General features: G+C 65.5%; 14 protein-coding genes and 1 pseudogene. 7 read left to right on the forward strand and 8 right to left on the reverse strand.

Annotated features, from left to right (window positions below; genetic code table 11):
• Positions 1-140 precede the first annotated feature (140 nt).
• The 4 genes and pseudogenes from H8B02_RS17275 (at position 141) to mctP (ending at position 4,080) form a co-directional block, all read left to right on the forward strand.
• Positions 141-1,052: a LysR family transcriptional regulator gene (locus H8B02_RS17275; protein WP_229167334.1), complete on the forward strand. Its 912-nt coding sequence runs from the start codon at positions 141-143 to the stop codon at positions 1,050-1,052.
• Positions 1,053-1,271: 219 nt separating this feature from the next.
• Positions 1,272-2,243, forward strand: a complete 972-nt coding sequence (locus tag H8B02_RS17280; protein ID WP_229167335.1) for a Bug family tripartite tricarboxylate transporter substrate binding protein — start codon at positions 1,272-1,274, stop codon at positions 2,241-2,243.
• Positions 2,244-2,392: 149 nt separating this feature from the next.
• On the forward strand, positions 2,393-2,578 hold the full coding sequence (locus H8B02_RS17285; protein WP_050628491.1) for a DUF3311 domain-containing protein: 186 nt from the start codon (positions 2,393-2,395) through the stop codon (positions 2,576-2,578).
• A gap of 11 nt (positions 2,579-2,589) precedes the next feature.
• Positions 2,590-4,080, forward strand: a pseudogene (gene mctP / locus H8B02_RS17290) (monocarboxylate uptake permease MctP).
• Here the strand turns inward: mctP and H8B02_RS17295 are convergent.
• Positions 4,051-7,527, reverse strand: coding sequence for an indolepyruvate ferredoxin oxidoreductase family protein (locus tag H8B02_RS17295; protein WP_229167336.1), 3,477 nt, complete (start codon positions 7,525-7,527; stop codon positions 4,051-4,053). The pseudogene mctP and the gene H8B02_RS17295 sit on opposite strands and share 30 nt — an antisense overlap.
• 156 nt (positions 7,528-7,683) lie before the next feature.
• Here H8B02_RS17295 and H8B02_RS17300 point away from each other — a divergent pair, with 156 nt between their 5' ends.
• Positions 7,684-8,139, forward strand: coding sequence for an Lrp/AsnC family transcriptional regulator (locus H8B02_RS17300; protein WP_229167337.1), 456 nt, complete (start codon positions 7,684-7,686; stop codon positions 8,137-8,139).
• 468 nt (positions 8,140-8,607) lie between these two features.
• On the opposite strand, the gene H8B02_RS17305 is transcribed toward H8B02_RS17300, so the two are convergent.
• Positions 8,608-9,111, reverse strand: coding sequence for a DUF8737 domain-containing protein (locus H8B02_RS17305; RefSeq protein ID WP_229167338.1), 504 nt, complete (start codon positions 9,109-9,111; stop codon positions 8,608-8,610).
• Positions 9,112-9,197: 86 nt separating this feature from the next.
• On the reverse strand, positions 9,198-9,548 hold the full coding sequence (locus tag H8B02_RS17310) for a hypothetical protein (RefSeq protein WP_229167339.1): 351 nt from the start codon (positions 9,546-9,548) through the stop codon (positions 9,198-9,200).
• A 185-nt stretch (positions 9,549-9,733) separates the two neighbouring features.
• Here H8B02_RS17310 and H8B02_RS17315 point away from each other — a divergent pair, with 185 nt between their 5' ends.
• Positions 9,734-10,654, forward strand: a complete 921-nt coding sequence (locus H8B02_RS17315) for a LysR family transcriptional regulator (protein WP_229167340.1) — start codon at positions 9,734-9,736, stop codon at positions 10,652-10,654.
• A 190-nt stretch (positions 10,655-10,844) separates the two neighbouring features.
• Here H8B02_RS17315 and H8B02_RS17320 read toward each other — a convergent pair whose 3' ends face one another.
• The 4 genes from H8B02_RS17320 to H8B02_RS17335 form a co-directional block, all read right to left on the reverse strand.
• Positions 10,845-12,029 carry a serine hydrolase domain-containing protein gene (locus tag H8B02_RS17320; RefSeq protein ID WP_229167341.1) on the reverse strand — a complete coding sequence of 395 codons (1,185 nt, stop codon included), beginning with the start codon at positions 12,027-12,029 and terminating at the stop codon, positions 10,845-10,847.
• 329 nt (positions 12,030-12,358) lie between these two features.
• Positions 12,359-13,144: a fumarylacetoacetate hydrolase family protein gene (locus tag H8B02_RS17325; RefSeq protein WP_229167342.1), complete on the reverse strand. Its 786-nt coding sequence runs from the start codon at positions 13,142-13,144 to the stop codon at positions 12,359-12,361.
• Between the two features lie 12 nt (positions 13,145-13,156).
• Entirely contained in the window at positions 13,157-14,521 is a 1,365-nt protein-coding gene (locus H8B02_RS17330) for an LLM class flavin-dependent oxidoreductase (RefSeq protein ID WP_229167343.1), read from the reverse strand.
• A 24-nt stretch (positions 14,522-14,545) separates the two neighbouring features.
• Positions 14,546-15,598, reverse strand: a complete 1,053-nt coding sequence (locus tag H8B02_RS17335; RefSeq protein WP_229167344.1) for an Ldh family oxidoreductase — start codon at positions 15,596-15,598, stop codon at positions 14,546-14,548.
• Between the two features lie 404 nt (positions 15,599-16,002).
• On the opposite strand from H8B02_RS17335, the gene H8B02_RS17340 reads away from it, so the two are divergent.
• A complete protein-coding gene (locus tag H8B02_RS17340; protein ID WP_229167345.1) occupies positions 16,003-20,118 on the forward strand; it encodes a bifunctional diguanylate cyclase/phosphodiesterase in 4,116 nt (1,371 codons plus the stop codon).
• On the opposite strand, the gene H8B02_RS17345 is transcribed toward H8B02_RS17340, so the two are convergent.
• Positions 20,092-20,338: hypothetical protein (locus H8B02_RS17345; RefSeq protein WP_229167346.1), on the reverse strand; the 247-nt coding region annotated here is incomplete at its 5' end. The genes H8B02_RS17340 and H8B02_RS17345 overlap by 27 nt on opposite strands.

Genomic DNA, 20,338 nt, shown 5'->3' on the forward strand with positions numbered 1-20,338 from the left:
CATCCTCCAGGCAGAACATTCGCGTCCTTCCAGAAAGGGCGCCGGATACGGCCCTTAGATGCAATGTCCTCCCCGCTGTGATAATCCCGATAAAACTGGAAGCATTATCAAGCCAACGCTGATAATCCGGACCTTGTTACATGGATCGCCTGACCAGTTTGACCGCCTTCGTCCGGGTCGTGGATTCCGGCGGCTTTTCCGCCGCCGGCCGCAAGCTCAACATGTCCACGACCATGGTGAGCAACCACGTCCAGTCGCTGGAAGACCGGCTCGGTGCCCGGCTGCTCAACCGCACCACGCGCAAGGTCAGCCTCACCGAGGTCGGTCAGGCCTATTACGACCGTTGCATCCAGATCCTCGCCGACATCGAGCAAGCAGATGAGGTTGCGGGCGCGCAGCAATCGGTACCGCGCGGCACGCTGCGCATCTTCACCAACACCCATCTGGTCCAGTTCCTGTCGTCGACGGTCACCGAGTTCCTGGCGACCTATCCCGAGGTCAAGATTGATCTGATGATCGGCGAACGCTCGGCCGATCTGCTCGACGAAAATTTCGATCTCGCCGTGCAGATGATCCAGCCGCGCGATTCCGCGCTGATCGTGCGCCGCATCGCCACCTGGCGGCACGTGCTGTGCTGCTCGCACGACTACGTCGAGGCGCACGGCAAGCCGGAGCGGCTCGACGACCTCGCGACCCTCAACTGCGTTCGCCATATCAACTACCCGTTCGGGGACGAGTGGCACTTCGTCGACCGCAAAGGCGCGCCGGCAGCGGTGAAAGTGGCCGGCAATCTCGTCTCCAACAGCGGCGAGACGCTGAAACTCGCGGCGCTCGCCGGCGTCGGCGTGTTCCTCGCGGCGGGCTTCCTGGTCCGGGACGAACTCGAATCGGGGAAGCTGGTTCGGCTGCTGCCCGAATATCGGCCGGTCGAGCTCACCATGAACGCGATCTACCCGCACCGCCATCACCTCTCAGCGAAGGTGCGCGTCTTCATCGATCTCCTGGTGCATCACGCGACCGAGCAGCAGAAGCTGATCAATCCGTATTCGTGAGGGACGGTTTGCGCAGCACTCTATCCCCGGCATCCTGAGGCGCGAGCGGAGCGAGCCTCGAAGGATGAATCGGCCAGAGGTGGGGCCGTGCATCCTTCGAGACGCCGCTACGCGGCTCCTCAGGATGACGGGACTAGTAGTACGCATCATGACCACCCGGCATCCCTTGCATGGCGTGGGCGTGTATGAAGGTTGCCTCATCCGCCGCCGGGGCCTGCCATGCCGCTTCGCGTCCTGACCTCCATCCTGTTCGCGATCGCAGCAAACGTGCTGCTGCAGGCGCCGGCGCGCGCCTTCTATCCCGACCATATCGTGAAGATCGTGGTGCCGTTCGCGCCGGGCGGCGGCACCGATGTCGTCGCGCGCACGCTGGCGCAGGAGATGCAGAAGGATCTCGGCGTCACCGTCATCATCGAGAACAAGCCGGGGGCGGGCACCATCATCGGCACGCAGAGCGTCGCCGCCAGCCCGGCCGACGGCTACACGCTGCTGATGGCGACCTTCGCCAACGCCGTCAATCCGAGCCTCTACAGCAAGCTGCCCTACGACGCGCATAAGGATTTTGCGCCGGTGGCCCTGGTGGCGCGCTCGTTCAATGTCGTCGTGGTCAATCCTGCTTCGCCGATCAAGTCGATCGCCGATCTGATCGCGGCTGCGAAGGGCGATCCGAAAAAACTGTCCTACGGGACCTATGGCACCGGCACCTCGGCGCACCTGGCCGGCGAATTGTTCAAGCACATGGCGGGCGTCAATCTGACCACCGTGCCCTACAAGGGCGCGGCGCCCGCCATCACCGACCTCTTGGGCGGCCAGATCCAGGTGATGTTCACGACGGTGGCAAGCCGTGCGTCGCTGGTCGAGGCCGGGCAGCTGCGTGCGATCGGGGTGACCTCGGCCGAGCGTTCGGCGTCGTTGCCGCAATTGCCGACGGTGTCCGAAGCCGGTGTGCCGGGCTACGCCGCGGAATCCTGGTACGGCCTTTACGCACCTGCGAACACGCCGCCCGAGATCATCGACCGGCTCAACAAGTCCGCGGCCAAGGCCGTGCAGGCCGAGGCCTTCCGGAAGCTCAGCGTCAATGAGGGCCTCGTGATGGTGGCATCACCCCCGGCCGAACTCGACCGCTACTTCACGGCCGAGGAGGCCCGCTGGCGCAAGGTGATCCGGGACGCGGGCATCAAGGCGGAGTAGGCTGCCCGCGCGGCACGGCGATCACATCTTTTTGCATCGCCATGCCGCAACCGTGATTCTAGACGCAACGAATGGTTCCTGGGGTCGTCGATGATGGGACGCCGGCAACACCGCCGGTTTTGATCGGACCCCGGGCTGGGGAGTGAGCCATGTGGATTCTGTTGCTGCTGCCGTTCATCGGCTTGCTGTGGGTGCCGTTCTATAATTTTGCCGAGCCTTCGCTGTTCGGCTTTCCCTTCTTCTACTGGTACCAGCTCGCCTGGGTGCCGATCTCCTCGCTGCTGATCTGGCTGGTCTATCGCAGCCGGCGGCCTGACGCCGACGAGCAGCGTTGAGGGGAGCAGCCATGACCGATCATATCGCCTGGGTGGCGCTCTCCGTCTTCATCTTCTTCTTCGCCCTCGTCACCGTGATGGGCTTCTTCGCCGCGCGCTGGAAATCCGGCCCGGTCAGCGAGCATCTCGACGAATGGGGTCTCGGCGGTCGTCAGTTCGGCACCTGGATCACCTGGTTCCTGGTCGGCGGCGATTTCTACACCGCCTACACCGTGATCGCGGTGCCGGCGCTGGTCTACGCGGTCGGCGCTTACGGCTTCTTCGCGCTGCCCTACACCATCATTGTCTATCCCTTCGTGTTCGCCGTGATGCCGGTGCTGTGGAAGAAGGCGCATGCCAACGGCTACGTCACCGCTGCGGATGTCGTCCATGGCGCCTATGGCTCGCGCAGCCTCGAACTCGCGGTGGCGCTGACTGGCCTCGTCGCGACCATGCCCTACATCGCGCTCCAGCTGATCGGCATGGAGGTCGTGATCAAGGCGATGGGTCTGACCGGTGAACTGCCGATCATCGCCGCCTTCGTGATCCTTGCGCTCTATACCTATAGTTCCGGCCTGCGCGCGCCGGCGCTGATCGCCTTCGTCAAGGACATCATGATCTACATCGTGGTGCTGACGGCCGTGGTCGTGGTGCCCTCGAAGCTCGGCGGCTATGGCGCGGTGTTCTCGGCGGCCAACGATGCCTTTACCGCGAAGGGCGGCGCCACCGGACTGACGCTGAAGCCCGCTCAGTATCTGCCCTATGCGACGCTGGCGCTCGGCTCGGCGCTCGCCGCCTTCATGTATCCGCACACGCTGACCGGCATCTTCGCCTCGAAGTCGGCGGATACCATCCGCAAGAACGCGATCCTGCTGCCGGCCTATACGCTCTTGCTCGGCCTGATCGCGCTGCTCGGCTACATGGCCTATGCCGCCGGCATCAAGGTGACGTCGCCGAACGACGTGGTGCCTTTGCTGTTCAAGACCTTGTTCCCGGAATGGTTCGCGGGCTTCGCGTTCTCGGCGATCGCAATCGGCGCGCTGGTGCCGGCGGCGGTGATGAGCATCGGCGCCGCCAATCTGTTCACCCGCAATGTCTGGAAGTCCTATGTCAATCCGGACATCTCGCATGCCGGTGAGGCGTCGGTGGCGAAGATCACCTCGCTGGTGGTGAAGGTCGGCGCGCTCGCCTTCATCCTGTTCCTGCCGACGCAATATGCGCTCGACCTGCAACTGCTCGGCGGCCTCTGGATCGTGCAGACGCTGCCGGCGCTGGTGTTTGGCCTGTTCACCGTCTGGTTCCGCGCCGAAGCGCTGTTGCTCGGCTGGGCGGTCGGCATCGGCTGAGGCACCTACACGGCATGGAGCAACGGCTTGAAGCCGCTCGCCAGCATCTCGCTCGGCGATGCCAGCTACACCTTCTATGTCGGCCTCGGCGCGCTCTTGCTCAACATCGTGGTGGCCGTGATCGCGACCGTCGTGGTCGGCTTGATCTCACCCGCCAAGCGCGGCGCGGCGGCCTGAGCCGTCGTTGGTATCTGACGGGGCGGAGGTGAGAAGCGCGGTCAGCCGCGCCACCTTCGCTCTGGTCTTCTCGATCGCTTCATCCTTCACCGGGCCATAGCCGCGGATTTCCATCGGCGCTTTTGCAAGTGCGACGAGATCGGGCAGCGGCGCGGCATCGAGCTTGCCGAGCATGGTCTCGATCAGCGCCTCGTACCAGGTGATCAGCTCGCGCTCGGCGCGGCGCTCCGCGGTGTAGCCGAACACGTCGAACGGCGTGCCCCGCAGTCCCTTGAGCCGCGCCAGCAAGCGGAGTGGCGTCTGGATCCACTGGCCGAACGCGCGCTTGCGTGGCCGGCCGCGTGCATCCAGCCGTGCCGGCAACAGCGGCGGCGCGAGATGGTACTGCACCGTGAAGTCACCATCGAATTCGCGCTTGAGGGTCTCGAGGAAGCCGGTCTGCATATGCAGCCGCGCCACCTCGTACTCGTCCTTGTAGGCCATCAACTTGAACAGCGAGCGGGCGACGGCGTCGGTGAGGTTCTCGCTGTTCAGCGCAGCCTCGGCGCGCCGCACGCGGTCGACCGTCGCGCGGTAGCGCGCGGCATAGGCCTCGTCCTGATAGTCACGAAGGAAGTCGCCGCGGCGCGCGATGACCTGATCGAGGGTCTCCGGGGCGTTGGCGTCGCCGTTCGCCGCTTTCGGCAAGAACTCCGGATCGGCGAACGCAATCCGCCCCCAGGCCAGCGCCTGCTCGTTGCGCTCGACCGCGACGCCGTTCAATTCGATCGCGCGGGTCAATGCGTCCAGCGACACCGGCACCAGGCCCTGCTGCCAGGCGAAGCCGAGCATCATGATGTTGGCGAAGACGCTGTCGCCGAGCAGCCGCTCGGCCAGTGCATTGGCGTCGATCGCGGTGAGGTTGCCTGACCCGATCACTCGCTCGATGGCGCGCAAGCGAGCCGGCGAGGCGAGGTCGGCGTCACGGAAGCGCACCACGTCGCCGGTCGGCATCTCAGCGATGTTGACCGCGCCGCGCATGCCCTTGCGATAGGTGCCGGACGCCTTCGCTGATGAGCTCACCACGAGATCGCAGCCGATCAGCGCGTGGGCCGAGCCCTGGTCGATCCGCACCTGATGCAGCGCCTCGGGCGTTGGCGCCAGCCGCAGATAGCTCAGCACCGGACCGAATTTCTGCGCGAAGCCGGTGAAGTCGAGCACCGAGACGCCGCGGCCCTCGAGATGCGCAGCCATCGCGATCAGCGCGCCGACCGTGATGACGCCGGTGCCGCCGACGCCGGTCACCAGCAGATCATAGGGCTTTTCCAGTGCCGCAAGCTCCGGGACCGGAAGTGCGGCGGCGCGTGCCAGCGGATCGATTGCGCTTGCGCCTTTCGCGCGGCGCTTGCCGCCCTCGATGGTGACGAAGCTTGGGCAGAAGCCGTTGAGGCAGGAGAAATCCTTGTTGCAGGTCGAGAGGTTGATCTTGCGCTTGCGGCCGAACGGCGTCTCCTTCGGCTCGACGCTGAGGCAGTTCGATTCCACCGAGCAATCGCCGCAGCCCTCGCAGATGAGGTCGTTGATATAAGCAAAGCGTGCGGGATCCTTGATCTGCCCGCGCTTGCGCCGCCGCCGCTTCTCGGTGGCGCAGGTCTGCTGATAGATCAGCACGGTGACGCCGGAAATCGCGCGCAGCTCGCGCTGCACGGCGTCCATCTCTTCACGCGGGTGGATGGTGACGCCGGCGGGCAGGTCGGTCGGCGAGAACTGCGCGGGCTCATCCGACACCAACGCGATCCGCGCGACGCCTTCGGCGCGGACAGAGTGCGCGATCGCCTTCACGCTGATCGGGCCATCGACCGGCTGGCCGCCGGTCATCGCCACCGCGTCGTTGAACAGGATCTTGTAGGTGATGTTGGCTTTTGCTGCGATTGCCTGGCGGATCGCCATCGAGCCGGAGTGATAATAGGTGCCTTCGCCGAGATTCTGGAACACATGGCTGTTGCCGGTGAATCTTGACGAGGCCGCCCAGTTGACGCCTTCGCCGCCCATCTGGATCAGCGACGAGGTCTCGCGGTCCATCCAGCTCGCCATGAAATGGCAGCCGATGCCGGCCAGCGCCTTGGAGCCTTCGGGCACCTTTGTGGACGTGTTGTGCGGGCAGCCCGAGCAGAAATACGGCGTGCGCGTCGCGCCCGGCACCACGATCATGCGGTCCTGTTCCGGCCTGAGCGCGGCGACGCGGCGCGCGAGCTGCAATTCCGGAAACATCGGATCGAGCCGCCGCGCCAGCACGTCGGCCAGCATGCGCGGCGACAACTCGCCGGTCCACGAGATCAGCCGCGCCCCTCGCTCGTCGTGCTTGCCGACCATCCGTTCCGGCTTGGAGCCGGGATAGTCGTAGAAATACTCCTTGAACTGGCTCTCGATGATGCCGCGCTTCTCCTCGACCACGAGGATCTCGCGCTTGCCCTTCACGAACTCCATCGCATCGTGCAGCGCGAGCGGCCACACCATGCCGACCTTGTAGATGTCGATGCCGAAGCGGCGGCATGCGGCCTCGTCGAGCCCGATCAGCCGGAGCGCCTCCATTAGATCGAGGTGCGCCTTGCCCGTGGTGACGACGCCGTAGGTCGCGTCCCTGATGTCGTAGATGCGGCGGTCGATCGGATTGGCTTTCGCAAAAGCGTAGACCGCGTGCTTCTTCGCCTCCAGCCGCTCCTCGATTTGCGGGCCCGGCAGATCCGGCCAGCGATAATGTAGGCCGCCCGGTGGTGGCACGAAATCCGGCTGCGCGAAGACCCGCGGTGCCCGCAGCTCGACCGAGGCGCCGGATTCGACGATCTCCGAGATCGCCTTGAACCCGACCCACATGCCGGAAAACCGGCTGAGCGCATAGCCATATTCGCCGAACGCGAGATACTCGCCGACATCGGCCGGATGCAGCGTCGGCATGAACCAGCTCATGAAGGCGACGTCGGATTGATGCGGCATCGAGGACGACACGCAGCCATGGTCGTCGCCGGCGACGACCAGCACGCCGCCATGCGGCGAGGAGCCATAGGCATTGCCGTGCTTCAGCGCATCGCCGGAGCGATCGACGCCGGGGCCCTTGCCGTACCACAGCCCGAACACGCCATCGACCTTTCGATCCCTCTGCGTCTCGACCTGCTGCGAGCCGAGCACGGCGGTCGCCGCGAGGTCTTCGTTCACAGCGGGCAGGAATTCGATGCGGCTCTCCTTCAGCCGCTCGCCGATCTTCCACAATTCGAGATCGACGCCGCCGAGCGGCGAGCCGCGATAGCCGGAGATGAAGCCCGCGGTGTTGAGCCCGGCGGCCCGGTCGCGCCTGATCTGGTCGAGCGCGATGCGCACGATTGCCTGCGTGCCGGTGAGGAAGACGCGGCCACGTTCGCGGCTGTAGCGCTCGGACAGCTGGTAGGCGTCGAGTTGCGGCGTCTGGCCCATGACTGACCCCTCCGGGAATCGCAATGTCTGACCGGACAAGGCTATGCCTGAGGGGTTGGTAGGTCCTACCTATCTGTTCTCCACCGGTTTAAAATTCGGTAGGATGTTATGAATTGTAATGATATCTGGTAGATTCTACCAAAACGGAGTTTCCGAATGGTCGAAGAGCAAGACGAGAAAATTCTCGCCGAACTGCAGAAGGACGGCCGCGCCACCAACCAGCAGCTGGCGGAAACCGTCGGGATGTCGACGTCGGCATGCTGGCGCCGGGTCCGCGCGCTGGAGGAGTCCGGCGTCATCTCGGGCTATTCGGCGCTGGTCGCGCGCGAGCGCGCCGGCTTTGCGACCTCGGCGATTCTGCACGTCTCGCTGGAGCGGCACGACACGAAATTCGTCGACGAGTTCGTCGCGCGGGTGATGCAGCGCCGCGAGGTGCTGGAATGTTTCGCGACAACAGGCGATGCCGACTATCATCTGCGCGTCGTGGTGCGCGACATGGACGCCTACAACAGATTCCTCGACGAGTTCATGTTCCGCATCCCCGGCATCCGCCACGTCCGCACCAACGTGATCCTGAAGGAGATCAAGACCGGCGTCGCGCTGCCGTTTTGAGGTGTGCCACGACGGCGACGACGGTGCAGCGCGCTTAGCCCTATGTTCCGTCACCCTGAGCAGGCCGCGAAGCGGCCGTCTCCAAGGGCGAACGGCCACCAGCCGGGCCGTGCATCCTTCGAGGCTCGCTCCGCTCGCACCTCCAGCGACAAAGGCGAAGCCTGTGCGCGGCGATGACGGTCGAAGTGATCCGTAGGATGGGTAGAGCGCAGCGAAACCCATCATCGTGCCGCAGATGAATTGATGGGTTTCGCTGCGCTCTACCCATCCTACGATCTGCCGTTTTGATGGAGATGCCGCCGCGATGGCCGCGCGCTCAACTTCTTGTCCCGTCACCCTGAGGAGGCCGCGGAGCGGCCGTCTCGAAGGGCGAACGGCCACCAGCCGGGCCGTGCATCCTTCGAGGCTCGCTCCGCTCGCACCCTCAGGATGACGGTCGAAGTGGTCGGTACCCATCCTTGCTACGGGTCATTGCGCTTGTTCCGCCGACTTGGTCCGCATCAAGATCATGAACACCATGACATGGCTCACCAGCAGCAGCGGCACGTAGAGCGCCGGGATATAGATGCCGGCGCCGAACAGGCCGGGATCCGCGTTCTTCGTCGCGCCCATGAAGTAGGCGTTGAGAAGATCCAGCGTGCCCCAGATGTTGAAGAACCAGACGATCGGAATGGCCACCGGCCAGCGCCACGACAGTGCCGCCATCGAGAGCAGCGCGAGAGCTGCCGCGGTCAGATCGCCCCAGCCGACCGCGCCGGCAAACACCGGGTTCACCTCCGGCGACACGAAGCCTGTGACCATGAAGTTCATCCCGAGAAACCGGAAGGCATGAAAGGCCGCAAGCAGCCGGAGCGCCTCATGGCGCGGCCAGGTGCGGAGCGCCGGCCAGACATAGGTCGCGGCCACCACGGCACTCGTCAGAAATGCTCCGGCGACGCTGAGCAAGAATGGAATGTTGAGACTTACTGGCACGGTCGGCTCCCGTCTGACTGTCGATCCCGGGAGGCCGGACCCGGGCGATCGGGTCCGGCCTCGGCGAGGCACTCAGGGCCTGACGCTTAAGGCTTGCCGACCAGCAGGCGCAGCGGCAGCAGCGGGCCGACCGCGATGTAGTCGTGGTCCATGATATCAAGCTTGGAGAGCGGCAGCCCCTCCATGATCGCGTGCGCCTCGGATGTGTCCTTGGCCTCGAGCAGGAGGATGACCCCGCGCCCGTCGGACCGCGAATACCATTCGCGAACCTTGCCGCTGAGATAGAGCTGCACGGTCTGGCGGATTTCATCCGGCATCACGGCCATCACCTGGTCGCGGGTGACGCCCGCCTTCACGGTGAGGATGACCATCACGCCGGTGGTGATGGTGGAGGCGGCTTGGGCTTGGGTGGTTTGGGCAAGAGAGGGAGTGGTCATGGAGCTGGCGCCTGTCAGAGTGAGGGTGAGGGCGAGGATTGTGTGACGGATTGCTTTCATCGGTCGCATGTCTCCGCTCACGACATTGTCGTGATGTCGCGTGGATCAGCGCATATCGCGCTGCTTGCTGCTCCGATGTAGGGCGGCTTCCCGTGCGCGACTATTCGCGATAATGTTGACGGGCCATGAAGCAGAACTTCACAGTCCGGCAGGGGGCGCTCGACGGCGTCGAGGCGTTCCTCAGCGTCGCCCAGCACCGCAGCTTTCGCCGCGCGGCGACCGAGCTCGCGGTGACGCCGTCGGCGATCAGCCAGGCGGTGCGCGCGCTCGAGACGCGCCTCGGCGCCGTACTGTTCATTCGCACCACCCGCAGCGTCGGCCTGACCGAGGCCGGCGAACGATTTTTGGCGCGCGCACGGCCCGCGTTCGAGGAGTTGATCGCAGCAAGCGGTGCCGCGCGCGAGCTTGGGCAGAAGCCCGCCGGGCTGTTGCGCCTCACCGTGCCGCGCTCGGTGGTGCCGATCCTGCTGGAGCCGCTGATCGCGTCATTCTGCAAGGCGTATCCCGAGATCGAGGTCGAGCTCGCCGCCAGCGAGGAGCTGGTCGACCTCGCCGCCGGCGGCTTCGATGCCGGCATCCGGATGGGCCAGTTCATCAACCCGGACATGGTCGCGGTGCGCCTGACCAGGCCGTTCCCGTTCGCCATCGTCGGCAGCCCGGATTATCTCGCGCGCCGCGGCCGGCCCCAACGTCCGGACGATCTGCGCGAACACGCGTGCCTGAGGTTGCGGCGATCGAATGGCGGGCTGGCGCCGTGGTCGCTCAACGACAACGGCCGTTCGATCGAGCTTGCTGTCTCGGGATCGTTCATCGGCCATGATTTCCCAACGCTGGTCGGCGCGGCCATCGAAGGCGTGGGACTGGCGCAAGTGCCCGCGCCGCTGGTCGCCGGCGCGGTGAAGGAGAAAAAGCTCGTCCGCGTGCTGGAGCCATTCGCGACGACAACGCCCGGCGTATTTCTCTACTATCCCGGCCACCGCCATATCATGCCGAAGCTCCGCGCCTTCATCGACCATGTGAAGAGCAGGTCGGGGGCAGCGCGCTGAGCTCGGTGCGGATTTGCGGCCTTCGATCAGGCGGCATCCTCGCGGGATTCCCAGCGTGTCATTCCGGGGCGCGCGCAGCGCGAGCCCGGAATCCATTTCACCACTTGTCTTGCGGCCCAATGGATTCCGGGCTCAGCCCTTCGCGCTGCCCGCAGGTGCGCAATTGCGCACCGGGGAATGACGGCGAGGCCTAAGCGCGCTTCTGCGGTTGCCAGTCCGGCACCGTCTTGACCATGTGCCAGACCAGCTGGTCGAGGGCGCGGGTCATGCCGTCCCGCGACCTGGTATTGGTGAACGCCGACCAGCAGAAGTCTCCATTGGTCCGGACCGAGATCGTCGTCGTTCCGTCCAGCAGGCCGCTGTGCCACCAGTTGTTGTTGGCGGTGATGAACAGGCCCTTGGCATAGCGGGGGTTGACGGCGCTCGGCGTGCTCATGACGCGGAGGCTGTCGTCGGTCAGCAGCTGTTCGGTGTCCCTGAAGCCGTCGATATGGACGAACAGCGTCGTCAAATCGCTTGGCGTCGCAATCCAGCCGCCGTGCGAATCCATCCGGGCGACGTTCATCCGGTACGGATCGCCGCCGGTCTGGCTGTAATATTTGACCTCGTTGCTTGCCCGCTCGCGCAGCGTATTGCCGGCAATCTGCATGTCGGCGATGCCGCATCGCTTCAGGACCACGTCCTTGATGTACTGCTCGTAGCTCCGGCCGCTGAGCTTTTCGATCACGCGCCCGAGGATGCAATAGCCGAAGTTCGAATAGGCATAGGACTCACCCGGCGGACTGGTGAGCGGCATGTGCTCCAGCGTCCAGTCGATCAGCTCGCGATGCGTCAGACCCTGGTTCATGAACATCGGGTCGCGGGACTGGTTGCCCCAGGCCCCGGTGGTGTGGGTCAGCAGGTGCTCGATTGTGATCTGCTCGACAGGCGAGCGGGATGAGCCCGACGGCATCAAGCTTTGCAGGGTTGGCGTCGTCGGGTAGTCCTGACCGAGAATGGAGTTGGCGCCGAACACGTAATCGCCGAGCCGCAATTTGCCCGCTTCGACGAGGGTGAAGATCCCGGTCGAGGTCACCGGCTTCGATATGCTCGCGATCCGGAAGCGGTGCTGCGGGGTCAATGCTTCGCCGCTCTCCCGATCCGCAACGCCGAACGCCTCCACATAAGCCGGCTTTCCCTTGATCGAAACCGCGATGGAAAGACCGGGGACGTCGTACTCCTTCATGAAGTCGGCCGCGAGGTCCGCCATCTGCTCGCGTTGCTCCGACGTCGGAAGCTCCGCCGGCGGGTCGGCAAGCGCCGGCGACGGCCTGCAGGCGATCCCGGCGGCTGCTAGCAGCGAACTCTGGAGCAACGTTCGGCGTGAAAGCGGCATGGTTGCCTTGCCTGGTGAGTGCGAGCGGCCCGCACGGTATTGCGGTTCTGTTGTTTCTGTCACGTTACGAAAGTGGCCGTGTGATGACGTCACGATGGCCCGTCGGGCAATGTCGCGAGAATGCGGATGTGTGATTCACGACCCGCTCAACAAACTCGCTGTCGTCCCGGGCAAGCGCAGCGCGACCCGGGACCCATAACCACAGGGTCCAGTTGTCGTGCGACGCTGTGGTCCCAGCGAATTCCATCACACAAGGCGGTGGTTGGGTCCCGGCTTTCGCCGGGACGACACCGAGGGTGAGGCGCGCGCGCAGGCTCAGACCACCCGCCTCACACCTTCTCCTTCACGAACCTGTTTCGCAATGTCCCGATGCCGGTGATGTCGATCTCCACCACGTCACCGTCCTTCAGGTCCGGCGAGGCGCCGTCGGTGCCCATCCAGATCACGTCGCCGGGCGACAGTGTGAAGTATTTCGAAAGCTCGACGAGGAAGGGCACGATGCCGAAGATCATCTCGTTGGTGCGGAAGCGGCCGGTCTCCTTGCCGTTGACGCGGATCGCGGTCTCCATGCGGTCGAGATCGACATCGGTCTCGATCCACGGGCCCATCGGCTTGAACGTGTCGGCGTTCTTGGCGCGCCACAGCCCGCGGTCGGCCTTCTGCCAGCTGCGCTCGGAGACGTCGTTGCCGATCGTGTATCCGAACACGCAGTCCAGCGCATTGGCTTCGGTGAGGTGCTTGGCGGTCTTGCCGATCACGACGACCAGTTCGCCCTCGTAATGGATCTTTTCTGTCGCACTTGCGGGGATCACGACATTCTCATCATGAGCGATCAGCGCGTTCTGCGCACGGTAGCCGATCTCGGGTCGATCAGGCACGTTCGGCACGGTGCCGGCCTTGTCGGCGGCTTCCTTGAGATGCTTCAGATAGTTCAGCCCGACGCAGTAGAAGGTGCGCGGGATCAGCGGCAGCTCGATCTTGACGTCCTTCAAGGCGTGGGTCTTCGCCGTCTTGCTCCATTCACCGAACGGATCGCCGTTCACGGTGATGACGGTGTTGCCCTCGACGAGGCCCCAAGACGTAGTGCCCGCGGCGGTGAATTTCAGCCAGCGCATGATGATGTCCTTCTATTCCGCGGCTTGCGCGCGAGTCTTCCAGGCGCCGGCAGCCGGGCGCTTCAGCCCGAGATTCTCGCGCAGCGTGGTGCCGGCGTAGTCCTTGTGGAACAGGCCGCGCTTCTGCAACTCCGGCACCACGTAATCGACGAAGTCGGCGTAGGAGCCCGGCACATAGCTCGCCGCGATGACGAAGCCGTCGCAGCCGCGGCCTTCGAACATTTCCTCCAGCCGGTCGGCGATCTCCTTCGGGCCGCCGACCATCGCGTCCTGCACCTGGCCGCGGCCGGAGAAGGTGATGAAGTCGCGGGTCGAGGGATTGGTCTTGCCGGAGGTGCGCAGCACGCCGTCGCGGATGCCGAGCATGCCTTGCATGCCTTGCAGCTCTTCGGTGGTCAGCGGCTCGTCGATCGGTTTGGCGCCGAAATCGAAGTTGAGGCCTTCGGCGAGCAGCGACAGCGCGTCGATCTCGAGCGGCAGCTTCTGGATCACGGCCATCCGGTCCTCGGCCTCGGCCTTGGTCGCGCCGGTCACCGGCGTGATCAGGTTGCAGAGGAGCATCTGGTCGGGATCGCGGCCGGCCTTGGCGGCTTCGCCCCGGATCGCGTCATAGCCCTGCTTGGCGTTGGCAAGGTTGCGCGCCGCGGTGAAGATCACCTCGCCCCAACGTCCCGCAAAGCGCTGGCCACGCCCGGAGGCGCCGGCCTGGATCACGACGGGATGGCCCTGCGCCGAGCGCGGCACCGTGAACGGGCCGCGCGAGGTGAAGAATGCGCCCTTGTGATCGAGCCGCTTCACCTTGGCCGGATCGGCGAAGCGGCCGGATGTCTTGTCGATCACCAGCGAGCCGTCTTCCCAGGCATCCCAGTGGCCGAGCACCACTTCCATGAACTCGTCGGCACGGTCGTAGCGGAGATCGTGCTCGAGATGCTGCGCGCGGCCCATATTGAGCGCCTCGCCGTCATTCACCGACGTCACCACGTTCCAGGCGGCGCGGCCACCCGTCATCAGGTCGAGCGTCGCGAAGCGGCGGGCGACGTCGAACGGCTCGAAATAGGTGGTGGACGCGGTCGAGGCGAGGCCGAGCCTGGTCGTAACCATGCCCATCGTGGTCAGCACCACGATCGGGTCCATCTTCACGCAGCGGATGCCGTACTCGACGGTGTGGGCGTGATCGTTGCCGTAGCGGTCGGGCATTGCGAGGCGATCGTCGAAGAACGCCATGTGGAACTTGCCCCGCTCCAGGATGCGCGCGATCTCCTGATAGTAGTCCGCCGACATCGAATCGTCGCGCGACTCCGGGTGACGCCAGGAACTCGGCAGATTAGTGCAGTTCTGCGCTTGCAAAAAGCCAACCAGCGCCATTTGCCGTGTCATGCCGTTCTCCTGTACCTGAATGCGTCAGCGAAGATCGAGGTCGTCGGTGAGCTTGTAGTCGGCGGCGAGCGCCTTGAGCTTGTCCCAGGTCGCATCCTCGATCTCGATGCCATCCTTGCGCCGCTGCCGTTCGCGCAGATGTTCGATCTCGCCCGGATAGAACACGCCGCGGCTCCCTTCCGAGGGCGGCGTCGATTTCAGGTAGCGGGCGAAGTCGGCGACTTCGCGTCTGAAGTCCTGCAAGGGACGGAACGCCGCGACGTTGAACGCCGCCATGAAGCAGCCGTCGTTGTGACGGCCGGTCGGCTCGACGCCGAAGCCGAGACCGGTCAGCAGGCCGCACAGCACCTCGACCATCGCGGCAAGGCCCGAGCCCTTGTAGCCTTCGCTGCCGCCGAGCGGCAGCAGCGCGCCGCCCTTGCGGTAGTCCTTTGGGTCAGTGGTGTCGCGCCCTTCGGCGTCGATGATCCAGCCCTTCGGGATGCTCTCGCCGCGCGCCACCGCGAGCTGGACCTTGCCGGCCGCGACCGCCGAGGTCGCCATATCAAGATAGAACGGCGCCTCGAGATCGGACGGCACCGCGATCGAGAGCGGGTTGGTGCCGAGCCGGGCCTCGCGGCCGCCGAACGGCGCGACATGTTTCGGCGAGCGGCCGGAATCCGCGGCTGCAATCCCGATCATGCCTTCGCGCATCGCCATCAGCGGGTAATGCGCGAGCCGGCCGACATGGCTCTGCCGGAACACGGTGCAGGCCGCGACATTGGCGGTCTTCGCCTTGTTGATGGTCATCTCCATCGCCTTGGCGTTGACGTGGAAGCCGAACCCCCAATGACCGTCGATCACGGTCGTGGTCGGCGTCTCCTGCACCACGGTCCATTTCGCGCCGGGGACGATATGGCCGGCCTTGATGCGGTCGATATAGGTCGGGATCGCGATCACGCCGTGGGAGTCATGGCCGGCGAGGTTGGCGTTGACGCAGCCGGAGGCGACCGCGTTGGCCTCCTCCTCCGATGCGCCGGCGCCCCGGAGCAGCGCCGCGCCGATGCGCGTGAGACGGTCGGCCTGGACGATCGGCATGGGATTTTCCTCGCGGTCCGCCCGCGTGATGCGCGGGTCTTGCTTGCTGTTGTCGGCGTCATGCTCTCAAAGCGCAGCTCGCCGAGCAAGGGGCGGAAAATCCGGTCCGCCATACCGCCAGCAGGGTGCTCCCGGCCGGGATTTCACTGAATGGAACGGGTGCGGTCGCGCTGCGGAATTTGGCTGCCCCGGCGGCGCAAGCCAGGCCGCTATCCGGGTGCCCCGACCCTCCGCTTCAGCCTGGCACACCGGCGTCCGTAATATCCCGGAAAACGGCCTCCGGCATTCGTCAGCCGTTTACTTTGTCTCACAACTTGCCGGATACACTAACCATCACTTAGGCCTCTCGCGGGCAATGTTCCCCGGCAGATTTGAAGGGGGTGGCCCTGGGGCCTTCAGGGATCGTGCAGTCGAGCATCGGGCGTACATTCGCGGCGTTGAATGCCACCAACGAAGCGATCCTATACGCGAAATCACCAGAAGAATTGTACGGAAAGGTCTGCGAAGCCGCGTTCTCGAGCGGGAGCTTCCTGGCTACGACCGTCTTTTTGCTGGAGCCGGATACCGGTCGGCTGACATTCGCCGCCGGTTGCGGCGACGATGTCGCGCGTCTGCGCAGCATCAGGATTTCCACCCTCGCCAACATTCCGGAAGGCGACGGTGTCGCCGGGCGGGCGTTCCGCGATCAGAGCGCCAGCGTCTGCAACGACTATGTCAACGATGCCCGTTCGGCGGCCTGGCGCAGCGGCCTCGCGGCGGCCGGCGTCGGTGCGGCGGCGGCGATGCCGCTGGTCTGCAACGGGCGCAGCGTCGGCGTCTTCATGGTGACCCGGCGCGAGATCGACTCGCTCGGTGAGGAGATCGTGTCGCTGCTGGAGCGCATTGCGGCGAACGTGTCCTTTGCGCTCGACAATTTCGACCATGAGGCGTCGCGCAAGAGCGGCGAGCGGGCGATGCGCAGGCTCAACCGCATGTTCGGCGCTATCAGCGCAACCAACGAGGCGATCCTTCGCGCCAAGACCGAGCACGATCTCTATCAGCGGGTGTGCGACGCCGCGGTGTTCAGCGGAAAATCCTTCGCCACGGTGGTGCTGCTGGCCGAGCCCGACACCCACTGGCTCGAGCCCGTCGCCGGCACCGGCGAGGCGCTCGACCTGATCACGCAGACGCGCTTTTCGACCGACCCGGACAATCTCTACGGCAAGGGGATCTGCGGCGAGGCGTTCCGGACCAAACGGCCGTGCATCGAGCACGACATTCCGATATCGACGGGCGCCTCGCAGGCGCAAGCCGGTGAGAGCGGTCTGATGGCCTGCGTCGCGCTGCCGCTCACCCGGTTCGGCAGGAGCATCGGCGTCCTGATCTTCTTCATCGGCAACTCCTGGGCCCGCGACGAAGAGATCATCGCGCTGCTGGCGGGCATCGCCGAGAACGTTTCGGTTGCGCTCGACACGTTCGGCCGCGCCACCGAGAAGGCGAAGGCCGATGCCGAACGCGAGCGGCTGTCGCGGATGTTCGCGGCGCTGAGCGCGACCAACGAGGCGATCATGCGTGCGCGGTCGCGGCTCGAGATGTTCGAGCTGGTCTGCGCCGCGGCGGCGCATGGCGGCGGGTTCAACTCCACCAGCATCCTGATCGCAAAACCCGGCGACGATTTTCTGGAGATGATGGCGGTGGCAGGGCCGACCGCCGAGAACGCGCGCCGCCTCAATGTCTCGCGCAGCGAGGCGCGTCCCGAAGGGCGCGGCGTTTGCGGCAGGGCGTTCCGCTCCCGGCGCGCCTGCATCGACAACGATTTTCTGGGCGACGTCGTCAACAACCCGTTCCGCGATATCATCGACCGCGAAGATGCGCGATCGGGCGCGGCGTTTCCGTTGATCGTCGACGACGAACCGGTCGGCGTGATGCTGTTCATCTCGGCCAAGCGCAACACCTTCTCGGCCGAGTTCGCCGAGCTGCTGCAGCGGCTCGCCGACAACGTCGCCTATGCGCTCGGCAGCTTCGATCGCGCCGACGAGAAGGCGCGCACCGAGGAGCAGAAGGAGCGGCTGAGGCGGATGTTCGCGGCGCTGAGCGCGACCAACGAGGCCATCATGCGGGCGAAGTCCCGCGGCGAGCTGTTCGATCTGGTTTGCGATGCCGCGGCGGTCGGCGGTCAGTTCATCTCGGCCACCATCAGGCTGGTGCGGCGGGGCGAGGTCTTCCTGGAGAACGTGGCTGCCTCCGGCCCCGACCGGGTACGGGCCCGCGAAGTCCAGTTGTCGGCCGACGCGACGCGCCCGGAGGGACAGACGCTGACCGGCGTTGCGATCCGCACCCGCAGGCCCTGCATCAGCAACGATTATCTCAGCGACTTTGGCCCCGAGTCGCATGTCTATCCGGTCGTGCGCGACAGCGGCAGCAAGTCCGGCGCGGCCCTGCCGCTGCTCAAGAACGGCGAGGCGATCGGCGCGCTGGTGTTCCTCTCCGGCGAGTTCAACACCTTCAGTCCGGAGATGATGGCGCTGCTGCAGCGGCTCACCGAGAACGTGTCGTTTGCGCTGGCCAATTTTGACCGCGCCGACGAGAAGGCGCGGGCCGACGAGCAGAAGGAGCGGCTGTCGCGGATGTTCGCGGCGCTGAGCGCGACCAACGAGGCGATCATGCGGGCGAAGTCCCGCGCCGAGCTCTACCAACTGGTCTGCGAGGCGGCAGCGACCGGCGGCAAGTTCACCTCGACCACGATCGCGCTGGTACAGCCCGGCAGCGACTATCTCCGCATCGTCGCGATCGCAGGCCCGGCCGCCGACGGGGCGAGCCAGGTGACGCTCTCGACCAGCGAGGAGCACCCCGAGGGGCGCGGCGCCTGCGGCAGGGCGTTCCGGTCGGGCAAGGCCTGCATCATCAACGACTATTTCGCCGATACCGGTACCGCGGCGTTCCATGAGCGCGCTCGCCGCGATGGAACGCAGTCCGGTGCTTCGTTTCCGCTGATCGTCAGCGGGGAGGTCGTCGGCGTCACGATCTTCGTCGCGATCGAGAAGGATACGTTCACGCCTGAGTTCGCCGAGCTGCTGCAGCGGCTCGCCGACAATCTGGCGTTCGCGCTCGAAAGCTTCGATCGCGCCGACGAGAAGCACAAGGCCGACGAGCGGATCGAATATCTCGCCTCGCATGACAGCCTGACCAATCTGCCGAACCGCGAAACCTTCAACGAGATGCTGCGTCACGCGATCTCGGCCGCGGACCGCCATCGCCGGCAGCTCGCGGTGCTGTTCATCGATCTCGACCGCTTCAAGGTGATCAACGATTCGCTCGGCCACGACGTCGGCGACATGCTGCTGGTTGCGATCGCCGAGCGGCTGCGCGGTTCGTTGCGCGCGAGCGACGTGGTGGCGCGGCTTGGCGGCGACGAGTTCGTGGTCATCCTGGAGGACACTGCCGAACGTCACGACGTCGAGCGCATCGCCGGCGAACTCCTTGTCGCACTGAGCCAACCGATGCAGCTCAGCGGGCACGAGTGCCACACCACGGCCTCGATCGGGATTGCGACCTATCCCACCGACGGCTCCGACGTGCAGACGCTCACCAAGAATGCCGACATGGCGATGTATCTCGCCAAGGAGGACGGCAAGAACGGTTTCCGCTTCTTCTCCAACGAGGTCAGGGCGCAGTCGATCGAGCGCCTGACGATGGAGAGCGCACTGCGCCGCGCGCTGGAGCGCGACCAGTTCTCGCTCGAGTATCAGCCCAAGGTCGACATGGCGAGCGGCCAGATCAGCGGCGTCGAGGCGCTGCTGCGCTGGACCCATCCCGAGCTCGGCAAGGTCTCGCCGGGGCAGTTCATACCGCTCGCCGAGGAGATCGGTCTGATCGTGCCGATCGGCCGCTGGGTGCTGAAGGAAGCCTGCGCGCAGAACATGGCGTGGCAGCACTGCGGCCTCAAGGCGGTGACGATGGCGGTCAACCTCTCGCCGCGGCAGTTCGGCGATCCGAACCTGCTCGACGACATCGACGAGGCGCTGGCGGCGAGCGGCATGTCGCCGGCGCTGCTGCAGCTCGAGGTCACCGAGAGCGTGGTGATGCGCAACGTGACGCGCGCGGTCCGCGTGCTCGACGCGATCCAGCACCGGGGCATTCGCCTTGCGATCGACGATTTCGGCACCGGCTATTCGTCGATGTCGCTGATGAAGGAGTTCCCGATCGACACCATCAAGATCGATCGTTCCTTCGTGCGCGACCTGCCCGATGATTCCGAGGACGTCGCGATCGCGCAGGCGATCATCAGCATGGGCAAGGCGCTCGGCATGACCATCGTGGCCGAGGGCGTCGAGACCTCCGAGCAGCAGGAGTTCCTGCGCGCCCATGCCTGCGACGAGATGCAGGGCTTTCTGTTCAGCCGGCCGCTTCCCCCGCGCGATCTCGCCGAGTTGCTGAAGACATCGCCGGTGCTGACGTCGCCGCCGTTGCAGCCGTCGCTTGACGACGAGGCGATCGGTGAGGCCTGGCCGGATCTAGGGCGGAAACGCGCTGTCGTCTGACGGCTGCACGGGCAGGTCGCGGACGTCGGAATCGGTGGATGCGATCAAGCGCGAGAAATCATAGGGCCAGGACGGTATCGCCTGGCCGGCCAGGGTCTGGCGCAGTGCCGCCGACGCCTCCGCAAAACTCGCCCCGTCGGGCAGGCGGAACCGGCGGCACCAATTGGACGGCAGCGGTTCGGCGGCATTGCGCATCTCGAATGCCGGTCCCCACCACCAC

The organism is Bradyrhizobium altum (genome assembly GCF_020889705.1).
Taxonomy (GTDB): Bacteria; Pseudomonadota; Alphaproteobacteria; order Rhizobiales; family Xanthobacteraceae; genus Bradyrhizobium; species Bradyrhizobium altum.